This window comes from Pseudomonas sp. NPDC088444 (assembly GCF_044900175.1).
Taxonomy (GTDB): Bacteria; Pseudomonadota; Gammaproteobacteria; order Pseudomonadales; family Pseudomonadaceae; genus Aquipseudomonas.
Genome location: NZ_JBJDNK010000005.1, coordinates 135335 through 157537 on the forward strand (window position 1 = coordinate 135335; position 22203 = coordinate 157537).

Annotated in this window: 20 protein-coding genes; 10 read left to right on the plus strand and 10 right to left on the minus strand. The window is 61.2% G+C overall.

The genetic code is table 11. The features are described from left to right. Positions 1-218: 218 nt before the first annotated feature. Complete coding sequence (locus tag ACI2KB_RS11795) at positions 219-1100, plus strand: DMT family transporter (RefSeq protein ID WP_404634627.1); 882 nt, start codon at positions 219-221, stop codon at positions 1098-1100. 14 nt (positions 1101-1114) lie between these two features. Here ACI2KB_RS11795 and ACI2KB_RS11800 read toward each other — a convergent pair whose 3' ends face one another. Beyond that, positions 1115-2002: a DMT family transporter gene (locus ACI2KB_RS11800; RefSeq protein ID WP_404634629.1), complete on the minus strand. Its 888-nt coding sequence runs from the start codon at positions 2000-2002 to the stop codon at positions 1115-1117. A gap of 87 nt (positions 2003-2089) precedes the next feature. Here ACI2KB_RS11800 and ACI2KB_RS11805 point away from each other — a divergent pair, with 87 nt between their 5' ends. Next, positions 2090-3424: a PLP-dependent aminotransferase family protein gene (locus tag ACI2KB_RS11805; RefSeq protein WP_404635032.1), complete on the plus strand. Its 1335-nt coding sequence runs from the start codon at positions 2090-2092 to the stop codon at positions 3422-3424. Between the two features lie 175 nt (positions 3425-3599). Next, entirely contained in the window at positions 3600-4283 is a 684-nt protein-coding gene (locus tag ACI2KB_RS11810) for an ATPase (RefSeq protein WP_404634631.1), read from the plus strand. 63 nt (positions 4284-4346) lie between these two features. Here ACI2KB_RS11810 and ACI2KB_RS11815 read toward each other — a convergent pair whose 3' ends face one another. From ACI2KB_RS11815 to ACI2KB_RS11825, 3 genes are all read right to left on the minus strand, one after another. After that, on the minus strand, positions 4347-5000 hold the full coding sequence (locus tag ACI2KB_RS11815) for a DUF1345 domain-containing protein (RefSeq protein WP_404634633.1): 654 nt from the start codon (positions 4998-5000) through the stop codon (positions 4347-4349). Positions 5001-5140: 140 nt separating this feature from the next. Continuing rightward, complete coding sequence (gudD, locus tag ACI2KB_RS11820) at positions 5141-6484, minus strand: glucarate dehydratase (protein WP_404634635.1); 1344 nt, start codon at positions 6482-6484, stop codon at positions 5141-5143. Between the two features lie 66 nt (positions 6485-6550). Further along, positions 6551-7900, minus strand: a complete 1350-nt coding sequence (locus ACI2KB_RS11825) for an MFS transporter (protein WP_404634637.1) — start codon at positions 7898-7900, stop codon at positions 6551-6553. A gap of 341 nt (positions 7901-8241) precedes the next feature. On the opposite strand from ACI2KB_RS11825, the gene ACI2KB_RS11830 reads away from it, so the two are divergent. Then, a complete protein-coding gene (locus ACI2KB_RS11830) occupies positions 8242-8955 on the plus strand; it encodes a FadR/GntR family transcriptional regulator (RefSeq protein ID WP_404634639.1) in 714 nt (237 codons plus the stop codon). Positions 8956-9217: 262 nt separating this feature from the next. Further along, on the plus strand, positions 9218-10303 hold the full coding sequence (locus ACI2KB_RS11835; RefSeq protein WP_404634641.1) for a CdaR family transcriptional regulator: 1086 nt from the start codon (positions 9218-9220) through the stop codon (positions 10301-10303). A gap of 146 nt (positions 10304-10449) precedes the next feature. Here the strand turns inward: ACI2KB_RS11835 and ACI2KB_RS11840 are convergent, their stop codons facing one another. Then, on the minus strand, positions 10450-11655 hold the full coding sequence (locus ACI2KB_RS11840; RefSeq protein WP_404634643.1) for a diguanylate cyclase: 1206 nt from the start codon (positions 11653-11655) through the stop codon (positions 10450-10452). 297 nt (positions 11656-11952) lie between these two features. Between ACI2KB_RS11840 and ACI2KB_RS11845 the strand changes: the two genes are divergently transcribed. After that, entirely contained in the window at positions 11953-13089 is a 1137-nt protein-coding gene (locus ACI2KB_RS11845; RefSeq protein ID WP_404634645.1) for a glycerate kinase, read from the plus strand. Here ACI2KB_RS11845 and ACI2KB_RS11850 read toward each other — a convergent pair whose 3' ends face one another. Further along, positions 13090-13347, minus strand: coding sequence for a DUF2790 domain-containing protein (locus ACI2KB_RS11850; RefSeq protein ID WP_404634647.1), 258 nt, complete (start codon positions 13345-13347; stop codon positions 13090-13092). Positions 13348-13670: 323 nt separating this feature from the next. Further along, on the minus strand, positions 13671-14390 hold the full coding sequence (locus ACI2KB_RS11855; protein WP_404634649.1) for a cysteine hydrolase family protein: 720 nt from the start codon (positions 14388-14390) through the stop codon (positions 13671-13673). Positions 14391-14532: 142 nt separating this feature from the next. Between ACI2KB_RS11855 and ACI2KB_RS11860 the strand changes: the two genes are divergently transcribed. Then, on the plus strand, positions 14533-15354 hold the full coding sequence (locus ACI2KB_RS11860) for a helix-turn-helix domain-containing protein (RefSeq protein ID WP_404634651.1): 822 nt from the start codon (positions 14533-14535) through the stop codon (positions 15352-15354). Here ACI2KB_RS11860 and ACI2KB_RS11865 read toward each other — a convergent pair whose 3' ends face one another. Beyond that, positions 15355-16884, minus strand: coding sequence for an MFS transporter (locus ACI2KB_RS11865; protein WP_404634653.1), 1530 nt, complete (start codon positions 16882-16884; stop codon positions 15355-15357). It lies immediately after the preceding gene. Between the two features lie 227 nt (positions 16885-17111). On the opposite strand from ACI2KB_RS11865, the gene ACI2KB_RS11870 reads away from it, so the two are divergent. Continuing rightward, a complete protein-coding gene (locus ACI2KB_RS11870; RefSeq protein ID WP_404634655.1) occupies positions 17112-17987 on the plus strand; it encodes a LysR family transcriptional regulator in 876 nt (291 codons plus the stop codon). Here ACI2KB_RS11870 and ACI2KB_RS11875 read toward each other — a convergent pair whose 3' ends face one another. Continuing rightward, positions 17988-18842, minus strand: a complete 855-nt coding sequence (locus ACI2KB_RS11875) for an NmrA family NAD(P)-binding protein (RefSeq protein ID WP_404634657.1) — start codon at positions 18840-18842, stop codon at positions 17988-17990. Between the two features lie 114 nt (positions 18843-18956). On the opposite strand from ACI2KB_RS11875, the gene ACI2KB_RS11880 reads away from it, so the two are divergent. Then, positions 18957-19862: a LysR family transcriptional regulator gene (locus ACI2KB_RS11880; RefSeq protein WP_404634659.1), complete on the plus strand. Its 906-nt coding sequence runs from the start codon at positions 18957-18959 to the stop codon at positions 19860-19862. Positions 19863-19883: 21 nt separating this feature from the next. On the opposite strand, the gene ACI2KB_RS11885 is transcribed toward ACI2KB_RS11880, so the two are convergent. Continuing rightward, positions 19884-21701, minus strand: a complete 1818-nt coding sequence (locus ACI2KB_RS11885; RefSeq protein ID WP_404634661.1) for a monovalent cation:proton antiporter-2 (CPA2) family protein — start codon at positions 21699-21701, stop codon at positions 19884-19886. 212 nt (positions 21702-21913) lie between these two features. Between ACI2KB_RS11885 and ACI2KB_RS11890 the strand changes: the two genes are divergently transcribed. Continuing rightward, a complete protein-coding gene (locus tag ACI2KB_RS11890; protein ID WP_404634663.1) occupies positions 21914-22102 on the plus strand; it encodes a hypothetical protein in 189 nt (62 codons plus the stop codon). The last annotated feature ends 101 nt before the right edge of the window (positions 22103-22203 follow it).

Here is a 22203-nt window from a genome sequence, read left to right on the forward strand (position 1 = left end):
GTCCAGACACCGCGTTGGAAGATCAAAATCAGGATCAACGCATTTTGAGTCTGTCACCCTTTGGGCGTTCTGGGGACGCAGCGAGCCCGTCGTAGTTTCATCGTTCGGTGGCGCGCTTGGGGCTGTCGTCGTCGCACCGGCACATTGGAGGCGAGGGCAACTTGTGCTGTACTGCGCGGCGTGCCTGTTGTCCTTCATCCTCGTCACCGGATAACCCCATGAGTGTTTCTTCCCGTTCCCACAGCCATGTGATCGGCATGTGGCTGATGGTCGGTGTGGCTTTCGTATTCGCCAGCCATGATGCGTTGTCGAAAACCCTGATTCTCACGCTGCCGGTCATTTTCGTGGCCTGGGCGCGCTATCTGATTCATACCGTGATCGTCACGCGGGTGATCGTTCGGGAAAAACGCGAAAATGCCTTCCGCACCCAGCGGCCCTGGCTGCACCTGCTGCGGGCGGTGTTTCTGCTGGGCGACAGCCTGACCTTTCTTTTTGGCCTGACCCACGTGCCGCTGGCAGAGTCGACCGCCCTGGTGTTTCTAGCCCCGGCCTTCGTCACCCTGCTGTCGCCGCTGCTGTTTGGCATCCGCGCAGACCGGTTGCAGTGGTTATCGGTGATCGTCGGTTTCATAGGTGTGCTGGTGGTGATCAACCCGACCAGCGACGGCTTTTCGCTGTGGATGCTGTTTCCGCTCGCTTCGGCGTTCTGCTTTGCGGTCTATCAATTACTGACACAACTGGCCGGAGAATCGGACAGCCCGTCGGTGTGCAGTTTTTACGTGGGTGTGTTCAGCACCGCGTTGCTGAGCCTGGTGGTGCCGTTCTACTGGGCTTCACCGACGCTGCTTCAGTGGGGGATGTTGTTGGTGCTGGGCGGGATGGGCATGTCAGCGCACCTGTTGATTTCCAAATCCTATGTCTATGCCTCGTCCTCGGTGCTTGCGCCATTGGGCTATCTGCAGATCCTCTTCGCGGCGGTGTACGGGGTGCTGTTTTTCGACAGTTACCCCGTGTTGTCGTCGGCACTGGGCATGGCGCTGATTTGCCTGAGCGGGCTGTTGGTTTACCTCAAGCGTCCTCCGATAGCTGTGGCGGAGTGACGGCGGGGGTGCCATCAGCGAGAAAACCGTCGCGCGCCCACCACGCACAGGATGACCGCCAGGGTCACCCCCAGCATGGCGATGCTAACCTGCTCGTGCAGCAGGGACGCGGCCAGCGCCAGTCCGAAGAACGGTTGCAGTAACTGAAGCTGACCGACCGCTGCGATCCCGCCCTGCACCAGCCCGCGATACCAGAAGACGAAGCCGATCAGCATACTGAACAGCGAGACGTAACCGAGGCTGATCCACGCCGGTACACCGATGTGAGCGAAAGAGGGCGGGGCGCTGAACCACGTCAGCCCCAGCATCAGCGGCAGCGCCAGCACCAACGCCCAGCAGATGACCTGCCAGCCCCCCAATGTGCGGGACAATTTCGCTCCTTCGGCGTAACCCAGGCCACACGCCAGAATGGCCAGCAGCATCAGCAGATCGCCCATCGGTGAGGCGCTCAGGCCCTGAGACACGGCAAAGCTCACCACCAGCGAGCTGCCCAGCAACGAGAACATCCAGAATGCCGGGCGAGGCCGCTCACCGCCGCGCCACACGGCAAACGTGGCCGTGGCCAGTGGCAGCAGACCGACGAAGACGATGGAGTGGGCGGAGGTCACGTATTGCAGAGCCAGTGCCGTGAGCAGTGGAAAGCCGATCACGACGCCAAGGGCGACGATGCACAGCGGCCATAGCTGAGCGCGGGTCGGGCGTCGTTCTTTGAGTAGCCAGAGCAAGCACAACGCCACAACTGCGGCAATGGAGGCGCGGGCGACGGTGAGGAAGAGCGGCGCGATGTCCTGTACTGCGATGCGCGTCGCGGGCAGGGAACCGCTAAAGATCACCACGCCGATGAGGCCATTGAGCCAGCCATTGGCAGCGTGTCGTTGGAGCAGGGGCGAGGTGTGTTCCATGGCGTTGCGTCCGTCCAGTCGTTGCGTTGAGCGAATCCTAGAGCGCAGAATCAAGACAATCAAAGAATTGTCATGGATACATTCAGCATGCCCCGTGCGCGCTACAAGACGCTGGTCGACCGTTTCGCCAACGACATTGCCTCGGGGGCGCTGCCGCCCGGCACCCGCTTGCCCACTCACCGGCAACTGGCCGAGCAGGAGGGGCTGGCGCTGGTGACCGCGTCCCGCGTCTACGCCGAACTGGAGACGATGGGGTTGATCAGTGGCGAAACCGGGCGAGGCACCTTCGTGCGAGAAATCGCCTTGCCCCTCAGTCATGGCGTCGATCAGCAAGCGGCCGTCGCAGGCGTGCTGGACCTGAATTTCAATTACCCCGCGTTGCCGGGGCAGGCGGAAACGCTGCGCACCGGGCTGCGTCAACTGGCGCTTTCAGGCGATCTGGAGGCCCTGCTGCGCTATCAGCCCCATGCGGGACGCGGCCATGAACGGGCCTGTATGGCCCGGCATGTGCGGGAGCGTGGGTTGCAGGTCAATTCAGATGAGCTGCTGATTGTCAGCGGTGCACAGCACGGTCTGGCGGTTACGGCCTCGGCGCTGCTCAAACCGGGTGATGTGATCGCCGTCGACGCGCTGACGTATTCGGGGTTCAAGGTGATCGCTGAAGCACACCGGTTGGAGATGTTGCCCATCCCGTTGACCGACGCAGGCCCCGATCTCGATGCGCTGGAAAAGCTTTGTCGAACGCGCCGGGTCAAGGCGGTTTATGCGATGCCGACTTTGCACAACCCCATGGGCTGGGTGCTGGGTTTGCCATGGCGTGAGCGTCTGGTGGTCATCGCGCGGGAGCATGACCTGATGTTGATCGAGGACGCCGCCTACGCTTTTCTGGCCAGCGAACCGCCGACGCCGTTGCGCACGCTGGCGCCAGAATTGACGGTGTATGTGTCTGGCTTTTCCAAGAACGTGGCCACGGGGCTGCGGGTGGGATTTGTCGTCGCGCCGATGCCGTGGGTGCCCGCCATCGAGCGCGCCATCAGAGCGACCACCTGGAATACACCGGGCGTGATGACGGCGCTGGTGTGCAACTGGATCGAAGACGGCACTGTGGCCCGGCTTGAGGCCGAAAAACGTCAGGACGCCATGCAGCGCCAGACACTTGCGCGCAAGGTGCTGGCCGGGCTGAGCATCATTGGTCATCCCGCCTCTTACTTCCTGTGGGTGGTGCTGCCCGAAGACGCCCGAGCCGATCAGGTGGCCATGGAATTGCTGGCCCTGAATGTCGCGGTGTCGACCGCAGACCCCTTTTCCATTTCAAACCCTGTCCCCCATGCGATCCGGCTGGCGCTGGGGTCGGTAGACACCGTGACCTTGTACGATGCGCTGCATAAAGTCCGCCAGGTTATTGGTAACTATGGGGGCTGAATTAGTCGGATTAAGCCTATGGGAAAGTTGTTTTATTCAATAATCGGTAAAGGACTCTTTCGGTGCACACACCATTCGTGAAATCGATAGTTAACATCATCAATCGAGAGTTCTTTTTTTTCAGTAAAGGAGCAGGATAGAGCCATACCGAATTGGCTTTAGAAGGACGCCCGCGATGAGAATTTCAACCCTGCTGACGCTTGTCGCCGTGCTGACCGGTGGTCTCATCGCTGCTGCTCCTGCCTCTGCCGCCGCCTCCGCTGCCGAGGAGCCGGTGTGCCACTTCATGCCGATGGCTGACAGCAGCATGGGCCTGAGAAAGTCGCAGTCCGTGGGTGTGCTCTACAGTGAAAACACCGTCAGCACCCTGCAGTACCTGGAGCAGTACCACGCGGTTGCATTGAAAGGCGTGAATAATGGTGCACTGGACTCGCGGATTCGCGAAGCCTTTGTCAACAGCTCCGATCCAAAACTGGCCATTGACTGGCTCAAAGGCTCGATCGCCAAAGAATTTGCCTCGGTCACGGTGTACGACAACCTCGACGCCTTGATGCAGGCCAAACCCGATGTGGTGGTCATGCTGGACACTTACAGCCAACTGGTGACTCAACGTAATAACAAGGTCGAAGCGCGGTTCGTCGCCAAGTTCTATGACGCGAATCTGCAATACATCGGCAAGGCCGAAGGCCTGGGTGCCAAAGAGCTGAATTCGGTCTGGGTCCATGACAAGGCGGCCCCTGAAATCGCGGCACAGATCAACCAGCAACGCGACCTGCAAGTCGATGCGCTGAAACAGTTCGACATGTCACTCAAAGCGCTGATGACGTCCGGTGAAGTGGCGCAAGTAGCAGGCAACTGACACGGGCACTGTCGGCTTGATCGTAAAAGGCGAGGTCAATCAGATGGCCTCGCCGATGTGCTTTCAGTTAAACAACCCCGCCGCGATATTGATGGAAAATCCCAGAATCGACGTGTTGAACAGAAAGCCAATCAACGACTGGGCCAAGACTACTTTGCGCAGGTTGCGGGTTGCCACGCCCACGTCTGACGTCTGTACTGCCACGCTGATGGTGAACGAGAAGTACAGAAAGTCCCAATAATCCGGGTTCTGCTCGCCATCGGCAAAACGCAATGCCGATTCCTCCCCGTCCCACGTGTAGAACATCCGCGCGTAATGCAGGCTGAAAATCACCCCGATCAACAACCATGAACCGACGATGGTCAGGCCGGTGAACGCGTAATGCAGCGCCTTGTCACTGGGTGCCATGTCCTTGATGCCCGCCAGCTCCAGCACGATGGCCGCAAGGCTGGCAATCGCCGCAACGCACACCAGCATCAGCACCAGCCCGGCGTTCTCATCCTCGACCTCGGCAATGCGTCGCACGTCTTCGGCGTTGGAGTTGGTGGTGCGCAACATGATCAGCACCATGTAGATCCAGCCCGCGACGTTCCAGGCGATCAGGCATTTGCTGGTCAGGGTGACGGCGGGGGCGAGCAGGGCGGCGGCAATACCGGCGACAAGGCCCAGGGCGATGGCGATGGTCAGGCGAGGGTGGGTCTGGGTCAGGCGCGTCATGGGTGGGCTTCACTGCACGAAGATGGGCAGAGCCTAGCACGACGTCATGAATAAAGCGGAAGGAAGAAAAACGGCGCGCAAGGGGTTACGCGCCGGTCGCCAGTTGGCAATTTACGTGGTTCTGTTCAAGCAGCTCGCGCTTACCGAACGAGGCAAGGCTGCTTGTTGTTGAACTTCCAGTTCGGGATCAGGAACTGCATGGCGACGCTGTCATCCCGCGCCCCCAGGCCCATGCCTTTGTACAGCTCGTGGGCCTTGGCCACTTGATCCATGTCGATCTCGATGCCCAGCCCCGGCTTCTTCGGCACCTTCACGTTGCCGCCGACGATTTGCAGAGGCGCCTTGGTCAGGCGCTGGCCGTCCTGCCAGATCCAGTGGGTGTCGATGGCGGTGATGTTGCCCGGTGCCGCAGCGGCGGCGTGGGTGAACATGGCCAGCGAGATGTCGAAATGGTTGTTCGAATGCGAACCCCAGGTCAGGCCCCACTCGTTGCACATCTGCGCCACACGCACCGAACCCTGCATGGTCCAGAAGTGTGGGTCGGCCAGTGGGATGTCCACCGATTGCAGCTGGATCGAATGGCCCATTTCACGCCAGTCGGTGGCGATCATGTTGGTGGCGGTGCGCAAACCGGTGGCGCGACGGAATTCGGCCATCACTTCGCGGCCCGAGTAGCCGTTTTCGGCGCCGCATGGATCTTCAGCGTAAGCCAGCACTTTGTGCTGGTCACGGCACAGGCGGATCGCTTCTTTCAGCGACCAGGCGCCGTTCGGGTCCAGGGTGATGCGCGCTTTCGGAAAGCGTTCGGCCAGTGCGGTGACCGCTTCGATTTCGGCATCGCCACTCAGTGCGCCGCCCTTGAGTTTGAAGTCTTCGAAGCCGTAACGCTCGAACGCAGCTTCAGCCAGACGCACGACACGCTCAGGCGTCAGCGCTTCCTCGTGACGGACGCGGAACCAGTCGTTGTCGGCGTCTTCCTCGGTGCGGTAGGGCAGGTTGGTTTTCTTCTGGTCACCAACGTAGAACAGGTAACCGAGCATCTTCACTTCATCGCGCTGCTGGCCTTCGCCGAGCAGGGCGGCAACGGGCACTTCCAGGTGCTGGCCGAGCAGGTCGAGCACAGCGGCTTCGATGCCGGTGACGGCGTGGATGGTGATGCGCAAATCGAACGTTTGCAGACCACGGCCCCCCGCATCACGCTCGGCGAAGGTGCGGCGTACATCGTTGAGAATTTTCTGGTAGTTGCCGATCGTGCTGCCGACCACCAGCGAGCGGGCGTCTTCCAGGGTCTGGCGGATCTTCTCGCCGCCCGGGATCTCACCGACACCGGTGTGACCGGCGTTGTCTTTCAGGATCACGATGTTGCGGGTGAAGTACGGGCCGTGGGCGCCGCTCAGGTTGAGCAGCATGTCGTCGTGGCCGGCGACCGGGATGACCTGCATGTCCGTGATGACGGGGGTGCTGCCGGAATGTTGTGTGCTCATGACTCAATCCTTGCGTTTACGAGGCGCCGCCATGCAGCGCCGAATGAAAGGTAGGGGCTGAAGTGTTCAGGAGTGGCTGTGGGTGACATCGGCGCTGGTGACAGGGACGGCACCCGGCTTGCGGGTCGTACGCACGGTGAACACCAGAATCGCAGCGATGATTGACGTGGCGGTCAAGCCATACAGGCCGCCCTGAATCGAGCCGGTCTGTTGTTCGAGGATGCCGAACGCGGTCGGTGCCACGAAGCCGCCGAGGTTGCCCAGCGAGTTGATCAGGGCGATGACACCGGCCGCGATGCGCGCGTCCAGATAGCCCTGCGGGATCGGCCAGAACAGCGACGAAGCCGATTTGAAGCCCAGCGCCGCGAAGCAGATGGCGACAAAAGCGAACACCGGACCGCCCGTGGTAGACATGAACATGCCCGATGCGGCGATGAGCAGGGCGCAGGCGACCCACGCTTGCTGGTGCTTCCACTTGGCCGAGACCGAAGCGAAGCCGTACATGGCCACGATGGCGATGAACCAGGGAATCGAGTTGAACAGGCCCACCTGGAAGTCGGTGAGGTCGCCCATCTTCTTGATGATGCTCGGCAGCCAGAAGGTGGCGGCGTAGATCGTCAATTGAATGAAGAAGTACATCAGGCAGAACAGGATGATCTGCGGGTCCTTGAGCAATTGGCCGATGGACAGTTTCACCGGACTGGCCGCTTCACGGGCGCGCTGCTCGTCGTCGATGGCGGTGTTCAGTGCATCTTTCTCGGCTTGAGTCAGCCACTTGGCGTCCTGGGGTTTTGAGTCCAGCCAGAACCAGACAAAGAAGCACAGGCCCACCGAGAACATGCCTTCGATGAAGTACATCCACTGCCAGCCATGCATGCCCAGGCCTTCGATCTGCAACAGCAGGCCGGAAAGAGGTCCGGAGATCAGCGAGGCGAATGCCGAACCGCTGAGGAAGATGGCAATGGCTTTACCGCGCTCGACGCTTGGCAACCAGCGGGTGAAGTAGTAGATCACGCCTGGGAAGAAACCGGCCTCCGCCACACCCAACAGGAAACGCAGGATATAGAAGTGGGTTTCGGTCTGGATGAACGCCATGCCGGCGGCGACCAGGCCCCAGGTGAACATGATGCGGGTCAGCCAGAGCCGTGCACCGACTTTCTGCATGAGGATGTTGGAAGGGACTTCGAACAGCGCGTACGCAACGAAGAACAGCCCGGCGCCGAAGCCGTAGGCGGCTGCGCCGATGCCCAGATCATGCTCCATGTGACTACGCACGAAACCGATGTTGACCCGGTCGATGTAGTTGACGATGAACATGATGACGAACAGGGGCAGGATATGACGTTTGACCTTGGACACCGCCGACTGCAAGACGGAATCGCTGGCGTCATCCACTCGTGATGAGGATGTGTTCACTCTGGTTGACTCCCACTGATTATTTTTATGCGGGTTGTTGCTTGTGTGTGTGACAGGGTGTCGCACCCTGTTGCCAGTCATCATACAAGTAATGATGGCGTCCGCAACTGGTTTTGCTGGGCTTGTAGGAAAATTTTCAGCACCATAAGCTAGCTTGTATGACAAGTTGGATGAGTGTGTTTATCCTCACCGAAGCCGGGAATTGTCGAGGCATGAAGCGAGCATCCGGGTTGCGTTGATGCGATTGATGGCTGCAGCGCTCGACCTGTCGAGGCTAAAAATACAAGTGCCGATGGACGAAGACGACCCTCGGCATTCACCACTGATAGGACAACTTCCCCATGCAGACACCTGCACGTGCCCCGAGCAAACGACGCCAGCACAACCTGGCCACGGACCTTGTGACAGACCTGAGCCAGCGCATCCTTTCCGGGCATATCGCGGTGGGGGACAAGCTGCCGTCGGAGAACGAAATCGTCCGCGAGCACGGCGTCAGCCGCACCGTGGTGCGTGAGGCCATTTCAAAGTTGCAGGCGTCGGGGCTGGTGGAGACGCATCAGGGCAAAGGCACGTTTGTGTTGCCGCGTTCGGAATCCAGCGGGTTGCACTTGAAGGTCGAAACGGTGTTCAGCGTGCGCCACATCATCGAGTTGCGCATGGGGCTGGAAACCCAGGCCGTGGCGTTGGCGGCGTTGCGGCGCACGCCCGAGCACCTCACCGCCATGCGCCTGGCCCTTGATGACTACCAGGATCTTTTGGCCAAGGAGGACAGTTGTGTCGAGGCCGACCGGCGTTTTCACCTGCTCATTGCCGAGGCGACGGGCAACCCGTACTTCCTCGACATCCTGCAAAACCTGGGGCAAGCGGTGATCCCGCGCAGCCGCATTGCGTCCAGTGAGCGGGCGGGGGCGAGCCTGACCCACCACGCGTATCTGGCAAATCTGGAGCACGAAGCGATTCTGGCTGCGATCCGACGCCAGGACCCCGACGCCGCCCGCGCGGCAATGTGGACCCACCTGAGCAACAGCCGCGAGCGGCTGGCGCCGGGGGATTGAAACGTGCTTTTGTGTCACGCGCGCTCTTGCTTTTGCTCTTCATACACAAATCATGAAGAGCAGGTGCTTGGGCTATTTGCGTATGAAGAGCAAAAGCAGGAGCTAAAAAAGCGAATGCTCACCCTGTGGGCGTCACCAGGGCATCACCATACCCATCGCCATGGGAGAACCCAGCGCAAAAATCAGGCAGACTCCCGTTACCTAAAAAAACAATACGTGATGTGTATGCCTCTTCTTATTCCCCAGCTTTCGGACGTCCCCTATGTTCGCCCTTGATCACGCGCTAGCGCAGGACATCGTTGACCGCGCGATGGCGATTTTGCCCTGCAACGTCAACGTGATGGATTACCTGGGCATCATCATCGGCAGTGGCGAGGCCGAGCGCCTGTATACCCGGCACGAAGGTGCGCAACTGGTGCTGGCCAACCGTCGGGTGGTGGAAATCGACTCCCATACCGCCAAACAACTGAACGGCGTGCGGCCGGGGGTGAACCTGCCGTTGATGCTGGATCAGCAACTGGTCGGCGTCCTGGGCATTACCGGCGATCCGGAGCAGGTGCGGGTCTATGCCGAGTTGGTGAAGATGACCGCCGAAATGTTGATGGAGCATCGTCGTCAGCAGGCCGATCAGCAATGGCGGCATCAGCGCAGTGAGGATTTGCTGGCGCGCCTGCTGTTGGGGGACAGCGCCGGGCATTTGATCGATGAGGCCGAGAAATTGGGCTTGCAGCCACATTTGCCGCGTCAGGCCGTGTTGATCGAACTGCCTGACGATGCCGCATACGCCGGGCAGTTGGCGGCGTGGCTGAACGGACGCTACGCCAACAGTTGGTGCGTGTCGTGCGAGCCTCGTCTGATTCACTGGTGCCGGGCGGCGGGCAAGGACCGTAATGATGCGTTGCTGCTGGAGCAGTTTGACGAACAGGGGTGGCCGGTGGTGCGCATGGCGACGGTTGATCCGTCCAGCGATTTGAGCGACCTGCGCCATGCCTGCGCGGCAGCGCGGGATCTGCTGGATTACGCCCGTCAGGTGCAACCGCAACAGCGGCTGCTGCGGCTGGCGAATCATCGTCTGGCGGTGTTGTTCTGGCGCAACCGGCACGACTGGCTGGCCGAAGGCGTCGCCCAACCGCTGCTGGGGCTGCAAGGGCAGGGGCAATTGCTCGAGACCTTGCGCGCCTGGTTCGATTACAGCGGCGAGAGCCAGGCCTGCGCCGACGCGTTGGGCATTCATCGCAACAGCTTGCGCTACCGGCTGGAAAAGATCGCCGAACTCAGCGGTTGTGATCCTTACCGGACGGACGAGTTGCTGCGCCTGTATCTGGGGATGCAGATGATGCCGCGATAGCGTTTTATCAGTAGCGGTCGGGTTTCAACCCTGTGGGAGCGAATTCATTCGCGATGCGGTTGTATCGGCGATGCATCTCTGTCGCCTGGACGATTTTTCGCGAATGAATTCGCTCCCACAGGGGCAGTGGTGGTCTCAAGCAAAGATTAAAGGTCCACCGCCTCAACCACCTCAACCCGGCCACGCACCTGCTTGGCCCGGTACAGCGCCTTGTCGACGGCGCGCAATAATGTCTCGAAATCCTCGCGACTGTTCATGGCTGCGGTTTGCACGAGCCCGGCACTGAACCCGATCTGAAAGGGCAGCTCAGCGGTGCGAGGCCAGTTATCGAGGGCGTCGCGCAAGCGCTTCATGAAGGCCTGCGCCTGCTGCACGTCCGTGCCGGGGAACACCAGCAAAAACTCCTCGCCACCCCAGCGCACGAACACATCGTCCTTGCGCATCAGGCGCGTCACGGTCTGGGCAAACACTTGCAGCGCGTTGTCGCCCACTGAATGCCCATATTGATCGTTGATGCGCTTGAAATTGTCCAGATCGACCATCGCCACGGACAGCGGGTAACGCCGTGAACCGCTCTGGCGCCGCTCTTCCTGAAGAATGGTCGACACCGCGCCGCGCCGGTTCAGCGCGCCGGTCAGGGTGTCGGTGATACTCAGTTGCACCACTTGCTGGCGTAACTGTTCTTGCAGCATCAGGGCAAAGCTCAGGGTGAAGAGAAACGAAACCATGAAATCCATCGCCAGCGCGGGCAGGGAGAACATGTCCGGTTCATCGAAGCTCAAGGGCGGCGGAGGGGCGAGTGCGAGAGTGATCGCGTTGTCGGCGTGGAAAATCAGCAGCGCGACATGCCCGGCCAACAGCGCCCAGGCGCCGCGAAAACGCCGACGCAGTGGCCAGGTCACGCAACATTGCAGGCCGATGGTCAAGACGCAGAACAGGAAGAACCACGACAGCATGTAGACGTTGTGCAACAGCACACTGGCACCCATGGCGTAGGCCAGCACGGGCGTCAACAGCATGCGCAGGTGCCACGCGATGCTCCGTCGGCGGTCGGCCAATTGATGCAGCGCCAGGGTATGGCAACTGATGGCCAGCAACAGGCCGCCTGTGTTGGCAATGAACGCCGTCTGCGGGGCCAGCAGCCCCAGCCACTCATAACCTGGGGAAACGACACCCGGTTGCAGCAGATCGACGGCACGATAGGCGGCCAGCACCAGGTCTCCGGCGATCCACCAATGCAGCGGCGCACGGTGACGGCGGGTACCCACATACGACAGGCACAGCATCAGCGTGGTCATGAGCCCGAAGGGGATGATGATGAAAAGCAGGGTGACCGGATCGTTCAGAAGCATAGGACTGCGGCTTTCATCATGAGGGGCGACGACCGACGTGGGCAGCGGTCACGCAATCGCCATAGACCCTAAAAAAATAGTGGCTATATAGTGTCATATTTGCCGGGGCAGGTGGCTGAATCGTCCGCGCCACAGATGACGTTATAGAGAACCGCGCCCAAACCGTCGACCGCCGTCCATGACCCGCCGCGTTTTTGTTCGGATGAACAACCCGTGGCGGGTGCGATTGTGCGAAGGGCTGGCGGAAAATCCCGACAGCCGTGCGAAGATCGCGACTATCGAACAAGGAGAATAACCATGAATATCGTCATCGCCCCGGATTCCTTCAAGGACAGCCTCAGCGCCCAAGGGGTGGCTCAGGCGATTGCCAGTGGTCTGCGCGACGTCTGGCCCGATGCGCGGTTGGTGGAGTGCCCGATGGCTGATGGTGGCGAGGGCACCATCGAAGCGGTGCTGGCGGCCTGTGGCGGGCAATGGATGACGAATTCGGTCAGTGGCCCACTGGGGCAGCCGGCTCAGGCGCAATGGGGCTGGCTGGCCGACACCCGCACCGCAATCATCGAAATGGCCATGGCCAGCGGCCTGCAAATGCTGACCCTGGAGCAGCGTGACGCCACCATCACCACGACTTACGGCACCGGACAATTGATCGCCGCCGCGCTGGACGCGGGCGCGCAACGCATCATTCTCGCCATCGGCGGCAGTGCCACCAACGATGCGGGCACGGGCATGCTGTCAGCGTTGGGTGCGCGCTTTCTGGATGCCGACGGCCAGTCACTGCCACCGGGCGGACTGGCGCTGGCGCGTGTTGCGCACATCGACCTGACGAAACTGGACAGCCGCTTGAGCGACGTGCAGTTCGAAGTCGCCGCCGACGTCAACAACCCGCTGTGCGGCCCTCAAGGCGCATCGCATATCTTCGGCCCGCAGAAGGGCGCTTCCCCTGAACAAGTGCTGGCGCTGGACGCTGCGCTGGGGCACTTCGCCGACGTGTCCGCCCAGGTGCTGGGCAAGGACGACAGCGAACACCCTGGCAGTGGCGCGGCTGGCGGAATGGGCTTTGCGGCCAAGGCTTACCTCAACGCTTCATTCCGTCCCGGCGTCGAGGTCGTTGCCGATCTCACGGGGCTGGCCGAAGCGCTGGAAGACGCTGATCTGGTGATCACGGGCGAGGGCCGTTTCGACGCTCAGACCCTGCGTGGCAAAACCCCCTTCGGCGTGGCGAAGATTGCTCGTCGCAAGGGCGTGCCGGTGATCGTGCTGGCCGGGACGTTGGGCGACGGTTATGCCGAGCTCTATGAGCACGGCATCAGTGCTGCCTTCGCGTTGACCAGCGGACCGATGACACTGGAACAGGCCTGTCAGAATGCGGCGTCGCTGTTGCATGACCGCGCGCGGGATCTGGCGCGGGTGTGGCAACTGGCAGCGCGCTGATCAGTTGTCGCCCAGACAGGTGTTGCCGCTGGTTTCGTAACGCAAAGTGTGGGCTTTGCCCATGTGATCGACATAACCGAGATCGACCGGGCGCACGCCGCAGAAGTTCAGGTTCGGGGTCTTGGTGACTTCTGCGATGTCGACCTTGCTGCCGTAGGTGTATTCCTCGACCTGCGGCATGTTTTTTGTCCCGGCGTGGGCGGTCAGGGCAACACTGCTCAGGGCGGCCAGGGTCAGGGCGATCAGGGTGGTTTTCATGGTGGGCTTCCTCATAACGGGTCAATGACTTTCTTGAGCCCGTATGACGAAGCCCGGGGAGGGTTATTCCCTCGGCCTGGAAAATTCAGCCAGGCCACGTCCTGCGCAGAGCCTTTGGGAAATTCTATTCTGGTTGGCAACCGCTTTCGCCACCAAGGCGGCTCCCACAAGAATTGCATCGAGTTCAATTCCTCTGTTCGACGCTTAACCAGTGGGAGCCGCCTTGGTGGCGAAAGCGTAGGGCAAGACGCCGCCATTGTTTGCTGAGAGACCGATTTCGCCAGCGGCCGACTCCCACAGGCATGGTCAACCGCCAAAGGCTGTTACGGATTCTGCAACCGCTCCACTACCTGCTCAGTCGTCCACAGCGCACTGGCAATGAACCGGTAGTTGATCAACGCCGCGTGATAGCCATCGCCCTCGGGAATCTGCGGCGCCGCCGTCGCATCGCGCACCACGATCACCTCGAAACCCTGTTCCACCAGATCCCGCAAGTGCGACTCGACGCACAGGTTGGCCGCCATGCCCGCCAGAATCACCTGCGACACGCCCTTTTTGCGCAACTGCAAGGTCAGGTCATTGGTTTGCGGGCCGTAGACCTTGTGCGGTGAGCAGATGATGGTCTTGCCATCGAGGATGAACGGCTTGTACTGCGGCATGAAGTCGGCGCCGGAGCCGTCGAACCCGCTCAGGTCCAGTGGCGAGGCTCGGTCGAACATGCCGATGTCGTGCATCATTTTTTCCAGCGGCCCGCCGTGCTCCCACTGGTGATCGCAGGGGTAGTAATAATGAGGTGAGACGGCTACGGTAATGCCGGCATTTTTCGCGGCCTCGAACAACTGCCCCAGATGGCCGACAACGCCGTTTTCTGTGACGCTGTTGCCCACCAATGCCCACGTCACGCCGTTGGGGCTGAGAAAATCCACTTGCGGGTCGATCACCACCAACGCTGTGCGTGACAGGTCCAGCTTCAGGCCGACGTCAGGCAGTACGGCGTTTTCAGGGTCGCGATAAATCGCTTTGATGCTCGAATCGGTGCTCATTGTGACGCTCCTCGGATTGGAATAACCTCTTGCGGGCGCGGCCTGCGGGGTGCGCCGGGTGGCCTGCAAGTGAGGCTATCCTCGTCCTTTGCGCCGATGCGGTTTTGTCCCGGCGTCCGCCTTTTTTGCCTGAAGAGACTCAATGGACGCGTTATCTGAGTTTTTCGAACGCATTCACATGAACGGTCGACTGTTTTACGCCGGGACGGTGTTTGACACCCTGGACATCAACAAGCCGGACGGCACGGCGTTCATTCACATCGTGGAGAACGGCGGGCTGGACCTGATCCGCCCCGGCCACCCGCGCATCGAACTGGACGGGCCGACCGTGCTGCTCTGTCCGAGCACCTGTCGCTACGCGTTGCAGCCCACGACCGAGCAGGGCGCCGACATCATCTGCGCCACCTTCGAGTTCGGTGTGAGCCTGAGCCGTTCCTTTCCGCTGGGCGTCACTGACACGCTGGTGTTCCCGTTTCGGGACATCGATCCGCTGGTGCCGGTGATTCAGGCATTGCTCGCCGAATACCGCACACGGGGCGCGGGGCATCGCAAGGGACTAAGCGTGCTCTTTGAGTACATCTTGATTGTGCTGGTCCGGCGTGCAATCGAAGAGGGCATGATCGCCCGTGGCGGGTTGAGCGCGATCCTCGACCCGCAATTGGGCAAGGCGATCAACGCCATTCATCTCAATCCGGATCAGGAATGGACCCTCAAGCAACTGGCGGAACTGGCCTGCATGTCGCGCAGCAAATTTTCCGCGCAGTTTCTCAAGGTGGTGGGCGTTTCACCGATTGCCTACCTCACCGCCTGGCGCATGAAGCTGGCCCGGGACTTGATGAAGCAAGGAGTGAAACTCAAGATCGTCGCTGCTTCGGTGGGCTACAGCTCCCAGGCCGCGTTGAGCAAGGCGTTCACTCAGGAAATGGGACTGCCGCCCGGCGAGTGGCTCAAGCGGCAGAACTGATCAGGCGGCCTGCAAGCGCACCACAGGGATCGGTTTGCGCATCAACGTCCCCACCACCAGCGCGGCCAGCAGGCCGACACACCCGGCCACCCACAGCACCGAACCGAAACCGCTGACAAACGCCTGCTGCGCCAGTGGCTGGACGACCTGGCGAGCGCTGACGTCCAGGGTTTGCAGGGCGGCTGTCATGTCCCCGGCCACCACCCGCGAGGCCATGTATTCAGCGCGGTCCAGCCATTCAGGCGCGTCATGTCGCAGATTGACGTTCAACGCGCTGAGGGTGTGGCTGGCCAGCAGCGCGCCGTAGACGCCCACCGCCAGCATGATCGAGCTGAACCGCATGGTGGTGCTCATGCCCGACGCCATGCCGGTGCGCTCGCGAGGCACGCAGGCCATGATGTTTTTCTGGGTGTCGCCATTGAGCAACCCGGCGCCTGCGCCCGTGATCGCCATGGCCAGCGCAAAAGCGGGATAGCCGCCGATGGCCGTGGCCCACGCACACAGCAGATTGCCCAGACTGACCAGTGTCAGCCCCAACGCCATCATGGCCGCAGGCGAGAGATGCCGAGACAGCCGTGGCCCCAGGCGCGGGCACAGCAGCATGGTGATCGCGAAGGGCAGCATCCCTAGTCCCGAACCGATGGCGCTGAAACCCAGACCGTTTTGCAGGTAGAACGGCAGCAACGTCATCATCACTTGCGCGCAGCCTGCGTAGGCGAACATGCCCAGCAGGGCGCCAATGAAACGCGGGTATTTGAATAGGTGCAGATCCACCATCGGGCGACGCTGCACACGTTCCGCCAGCACAAACAGGCCCAGCAATAGTGCGCCGCCTGCCAGCCGGGTGAAGGTCAGCGGGTTGTCCCAGCCAATGCGGTTGGCTTCGATCAGGCCCCAGATCAGGCTCAACAGGCTGGCGCTGAAAAACAGGCTGCCCGCCGGATCAAGACGCGCTGACTGTTCATTACGCGACTCGCCGATGTGGCGCATCACCAGGCCCAACAGCGCCAGACCGACCGGCAAGTTGAGAAAGAAAATCCAGCGCCAGCCCACCCCTTCAGCGATCAGGCCGCCGATGGTGGGTGCAGCGGTCATGGCCACGCCCATGCACGCACCCCAGAACGCCCAGGCCTTGGCCCGCTCGGTTTCGTCATGAAAGACATGGCCGATGGTTGCCAGTGCCGAGGTCAACAGCAACGCCGCCCCGACGCCCTTGATGGCCCGGGCGATGTCGAGAAACAGGATATTCGGCGCGGCCCCGCAGCCGATGGACGCGAGAATGAACAGCACCAGGCCTGTGAGCAGCATTTTCTTGCGGCCGAAGCGGTCAGCCAGGCTGCCTGCGGGCAACAACAGTGCAGCAAAGGCCAGCATGTAGGCGCTGACCACCCACTCGATGTCGGCGAAACCGGCACCCAGGTCCCGGGCGATACTGGGCAAGGTCACCGCGACGATGTTGGTGTCGAGCACGATCAGCGAGCACACGCCAGAGGCGGTGAGCAAGGTCATGCGGGGGGAGGGGGATGACATGGCAGGCTCCGGAAAGCGTTAGATCAAAACTAATGGAAACCGCAAACCTGTAGGAGCGAGCTTGCTCGCGATGGCGGTGTGTCAGTCGATAGACATGTGACGGATCAATCGCGATCGCGAGCAAGCTCGCTCCTACAGAGGGTTTGTTGAGGCTTCAGAATATCGCCGGAAGGCGTATGCTTCGTTAGCCGACCTGAACGAATTCATTACCTGAAAGGTAACGCATCATGGAAATCCGCCATTTCCGCTACTTCCTCGCCGTCGCCCGACACCGGCATTTCACCCGTGCCGCTGAACAGCTGGGCATTGCGCCGCCCACGCTGACACGGCAGATCCAGGACCTGGAAAGTGCATTGGGCACGCGGCTGTTCGTGCGTGAGCAGCGAGAGGTGCGTTTGACCGACGCGGGCCGGGCCTTACAAATCGAGGCTGAGTTGGCCGTCCGCCAATTCGAGACCGCGCAGTACAACGTGCAGCGCGCCGGGCGTGGCGAAGCGGGGAAAATCGAATTGGGGTACGTGGCGTCAGCGGTGTTTTCCGGGGTGTTGCAGCGCCAGGTCGGCGACTTTCGCCAGCGCCATCCCGACGTGGATTTCGCCATCACCGAACAGTTGATGCCGTCGTTGCCCCGGATGATCGAAGAGGGACGGCTGGACGTGGGCTTCATTCGTTCGCCCATGACCCTGCCGGATTCAGTCAGCGCCGTGAAGCTGCTGACCGAAGGCTTCGCCCTCGCGCTGCCGGACACGTCCTGGCTGTGCAAGCTGGTCAGCATCAACGCCGTGCACCTGCAAAACGAGACGTTCATCCTGCCCGAACAGATTTCCGGCACGCTGGATGTCGCGGCCCAGGGCGGGTTTGCCCCGACCCTGGGGCCACAACCGGGCAGTCTGGTCTCGGTTGTGGCCTTGGTCAGTCTGGGGCAGGGCGTGGCCGTGGTGCCCGAATCGGTGGTCGACCACATCCGCTTGCGCAACGTGCTGTACCGGCGCATCGATGACTGCCAGCCCACCTCCTACCTGTCGCTGATCCACCGCCGTTACGAAAAGGCACCCGTGGTGATGCGTTTCATCGAGCACGTAAAACAGTCGCGGGAGGCGTGATCACGCCTGTCGCGCCAGCAAGCCCTGCAACACGGTCTTCAAAACGACCTTGCCCTGGCGGGGCACACCTTCGAAACGAATCCAGCCCTCGTTGAAACCGTCGAGCATTTGCATGCGTGGCAAGGGATTGCTCATGCCCTGAGCCGTGAACAGCGCCTGCCACGTCTCACGCGGCACCGCTTCAGTGGTCACCGGTTTGCCCAGCAGTTCGCTGAAGGTGTTGGCGATGTGCAGCGGCGTCACGTGTTCACCCTCCAGTTCGACGATGCGTTTGCCGAACCAGTGTTCCTGCAACAATTCAGCGGCCACCCGTCCAACGTCGGCAGTGGCGATCATCGGCACGGCTTTGTCGAGGGGCTGGAGGAAGCTGGGAATCACACCTTCGCGCACGGCAGGCTCGATGTCCCACAGGCAGTTCTCCATGAACCAGCCGGGGCGCAGAAAGGTCACCGGCAATGCCAACGTGCTCAGGCTGTTTTCCAGCAGTTGCAGTTGGTTGAGCAGATTCGGCTGCGTGGCCTGGGCGCCAATGGTCGAAATGCACACCACTTTGCCGGGCTGCGCCGTGGCCAGCGCTTCGTGCAGATGGGCGATCACCTGACGGGTTTCCGGGAAACCTTCGGACGGGGAAAAATTGGGCGGCAGGAGAATGAACATCGCCGTACTGTTCTGAAACGCCTCGGTCAGCGCCGACACATCGTTCACGTCAGCAATGGCCACCTCACAGCCACGTTCTGCCCACACCTGGCCTTTCTCGGTACTGCGCACCACCGCGCGCACCGGCTTGCCCGCGGCCAACAATTGGTGCGCCACTGCGCTGCCCACCTGTCCGGTCACACCCATGATCGTGTACATGAACCCGTTCCTCAGTCTGAGGCGACCGTGTGTCGCCGTTGCAGAAAGAGTGCGTCAGCACTGACGATTCTTCGATAGCATGAGTGTCATTGCATTCATGCCGGAGAATCATCAATGAGTGTCGATGGACGTTTGGTCAGTGGTATGGGCGTGCTGTCGGCGGTGGTCGATACGGGCAGTTTTGCCAAGGCCGCCGATGCGCTGGACATGACCCCGTCCGGGGTCAGCCGCGCGGTGAGTCGTCTTGAATCGCGGTTGGGCATTCGTCTGTTCGATCGCACCACGCGCTCGGTCAAGTTGACCGATGAAGGGCGGCGTCTTTACGAACAAATCGCCCCTCTGCTCGCGGGGCTGGAGGACGCCGCAACGTCGGCATCCGGCAGCGCCGCAGCGGTGCGCGGGCGTTTGCGGGTCAATGTCGATCCGTATTTCTCACGCCTGATCCTGGCCCCGGCGCTGGGGGATTTCATGGCAACCTACCCAGAGCTTGAGCTGGACCTGATCACCCGTGAGCAGATGGGCGACCTCATCGCCGACGGGGTCGATCTGGCCGTCCGCTTTGGTGAACAGCCCTCGTCGTCATTGGTGGGGCGCCAATTGCTCAAGACCCGGGTGCTGACTGTCGCGTCCCCGGCGTACTTGAAAAAACACGGCAGACCGCAGCACCCGAGCGAGCTGGAGAGCCCTGAGTATGTCTGCATCGATTTCCGTGACCCGCAGAGCGGGCGTCCCTTCGCGTGGGAGTTTCATCGCGGCAGTGAGCGATTGTTCGTTAACACCCGTGGGCGCTTGATGGTCAACGATGTAGGCACCATGCATCGCATCTGCGAGCAGGGGCAGGCGGTGGCGCAGGTGCTGGAGCTGGGCGTGGAAGCGGCGATTCGCGACGGGCGTCTGGTGGAGCTGTTTCCAGATTGGCAGGACGAGCACTTTGCGCTGTACGCGGTGTACCCGTCCCGGCACTTGCCCCCGGCGAAGGTGAGGGCGTTTCTTGAGTTTGTCGTCGCGCTCAGCCGTTAGACCGAGCGGTCGAAACGCCTGTCAGCCTTTGGCGGCCTGCTCGGCTTCCTCGTCCATGCGGTCGGACTCGAACAGTTCGGCCAATTCCTTGCGCGCCTCCAGCGCACTTTGCATGACCTTCGCGGCGTCGTCGTAGATCACGTGCTGGCGATTGAGCACCTGCTCGTCGTGACGCTTGAAGCGGTTGATCCGCGCCGCGGCCTGGGCTTCGCTCAGGCCCAGCCCGATCAGCGTGCGACGGGTCATCTCAAGGCTGGAGTAGAAGGTTTCCCGCACGGCTTGCGCATCCAGGTCCATCAGGCGATGCACGTGTTGACGGTTACGGGCGCGGGCGATGATCTTCAGGTGCGGGTACAACTTGCGCACCAGCTCGGCGGTCTTGATGTTGGTGTCCGGGTCATCCGTGGCAATCACGAAGTACTCGGCCTGATCGACCTTGGCTGCGCGCAGGATTTCCGGGCGCAGCGGGTCGCCGTAGAACACCGGCACATTACCGAAACTGCGGGTGAACTCGATGGTTTCAACCGAGGTGTCCAGCGCAATGAACGGGATCTTCTGCGCACGCAGGATACGCGCCACGATTTGCCCCATCCGGCCCATGCCCGCGATGACCACACGCGGATCGTCAGACTCGATCTCCTTGTATTCGTCGGGCACTTCCTTGACCACCGGCTTGGGTTTCAGCCAGCGCGACATGATCAGCAACAGAGGTGGCGTCAGGGCCATGGACAGGGTGATCGTCAGCACCAGCGTGTCGTACAGACCGGCGTCGAACAGGCCCTGATCGCGACCGATCTTGAACACCACGAAGGCGAATTCACCGCCCGCGGCCAGCACCAGGCCCAGACGCAACGCACTTTGTGCGCCCAGCCCACCGGCCATGCGGCCAACGAAGAACAGCAGCGGCAATTTCAGCGCGATCAACAGCACCGTCAGCGCCAGCACTGTCACGGGAGAACTCAGCAGCAGGCCAAGGTTGGCACCCATGCCAACGCTGATGAAGAACAGGCCCAGCAGCAAGCCTTTGAATGGCTCGATCTGCGATTCCAGCTCATGGCGGTATTCCGAATCCGCCAGCAGCAAACCGGCGAGGAAGGCGCCCAGGGCCATCGACACGCCCACCAGATCCATCAGCCAGGCGGTGCCGATCACCACCAGCAACGCGGTGGCGGTGGACACTTCCTGCAGCTTGGTCTTGGCGACGATACGAAACACGGGGCGCAGCAGATAGCGTCCGCCGATCACCACCACCGCGATGCCACCGAGCACTTGCAGACCGTGACGCAGCGAATCGCTGGACGACGCGTCGTGGTCACCACCGGCAAGCATCGGGACCAACGCAATCAGCGGGATTGCGGCGATGTCCTGAAACAGCAGAATGGCAAACGCCAGACGGCCATGGGGCGCGTTCAATTCCTTGCGCTCGGCCAGGCTCTGCAAGCCAAACGCCGTGGAAGACAGCGCCAGACCCAGGCCCAGAATCACCGCGCTGTTCAGCGGCTGGCCAAAACCGAGCAGGGCCACGGTGCCGATCACCAATCCGGTCAGCAGCACCTGCGCCAGACCCACGCCAAACACCGATTTGCGCATCACCCACAGGCGTTTCGGCGACAGCTCAAGGCCAATGATGAACAGCAGCAGGACCACGCCGAGTTCGGAAATGTGAGCGACGCTCTGCGGGTTGCCGATCAGACCCAGGCCTGACGGGCCGATGATGACCCCCGCAATCAGATAGCCGATCACCGCTCCCAGTTGCAGGCGCTTGGCCAGCGGGACGGTCAAAACGGCGGCGAGCAGAAACACGACTGCGGCCTGTAGCAGGCTGCCTTCATGGGGCATTGGGGACTCCTTTCAACGACAGGGAAATTTCATACGTGAAGCGTAATGTGCCGGTATTAAACCACGGCGATGTGTCAAGGTTTCGCAGGCGAGACGCTTCGTCGCAGTATCGGGTCTGCATGAGCGGGGTGCTATCACCTTTGTGACGGCGTAAGATGGCGCACGCATTTGCCCTCGTGCAAATGATCTTTACCCGTTTTCAGGACCCCGCAATGACCCACAAACAGCGTCTTATTTATTCGATCGCCATCGCCCTGAGCGTTCTGGTGATCATGCTTGGCCTGTCGCACCTACAAACCATTGGTGTGCTGGACCAAAAGACTTTCCAGTACATCGCCATGTTCATCGCCGTCGTTGTGGTGGTGCTTAACGGCATTCTGCGGCGCAAGGTCAAGCGCTGAACACTGAACCTCGCTGATCGGCGTCATGCGTGCGCCGATCAGAGAGGCAAACAGGCATCTGATCCGTATTTTTCTCCAATATCTGGCGCTGTATTGAAACA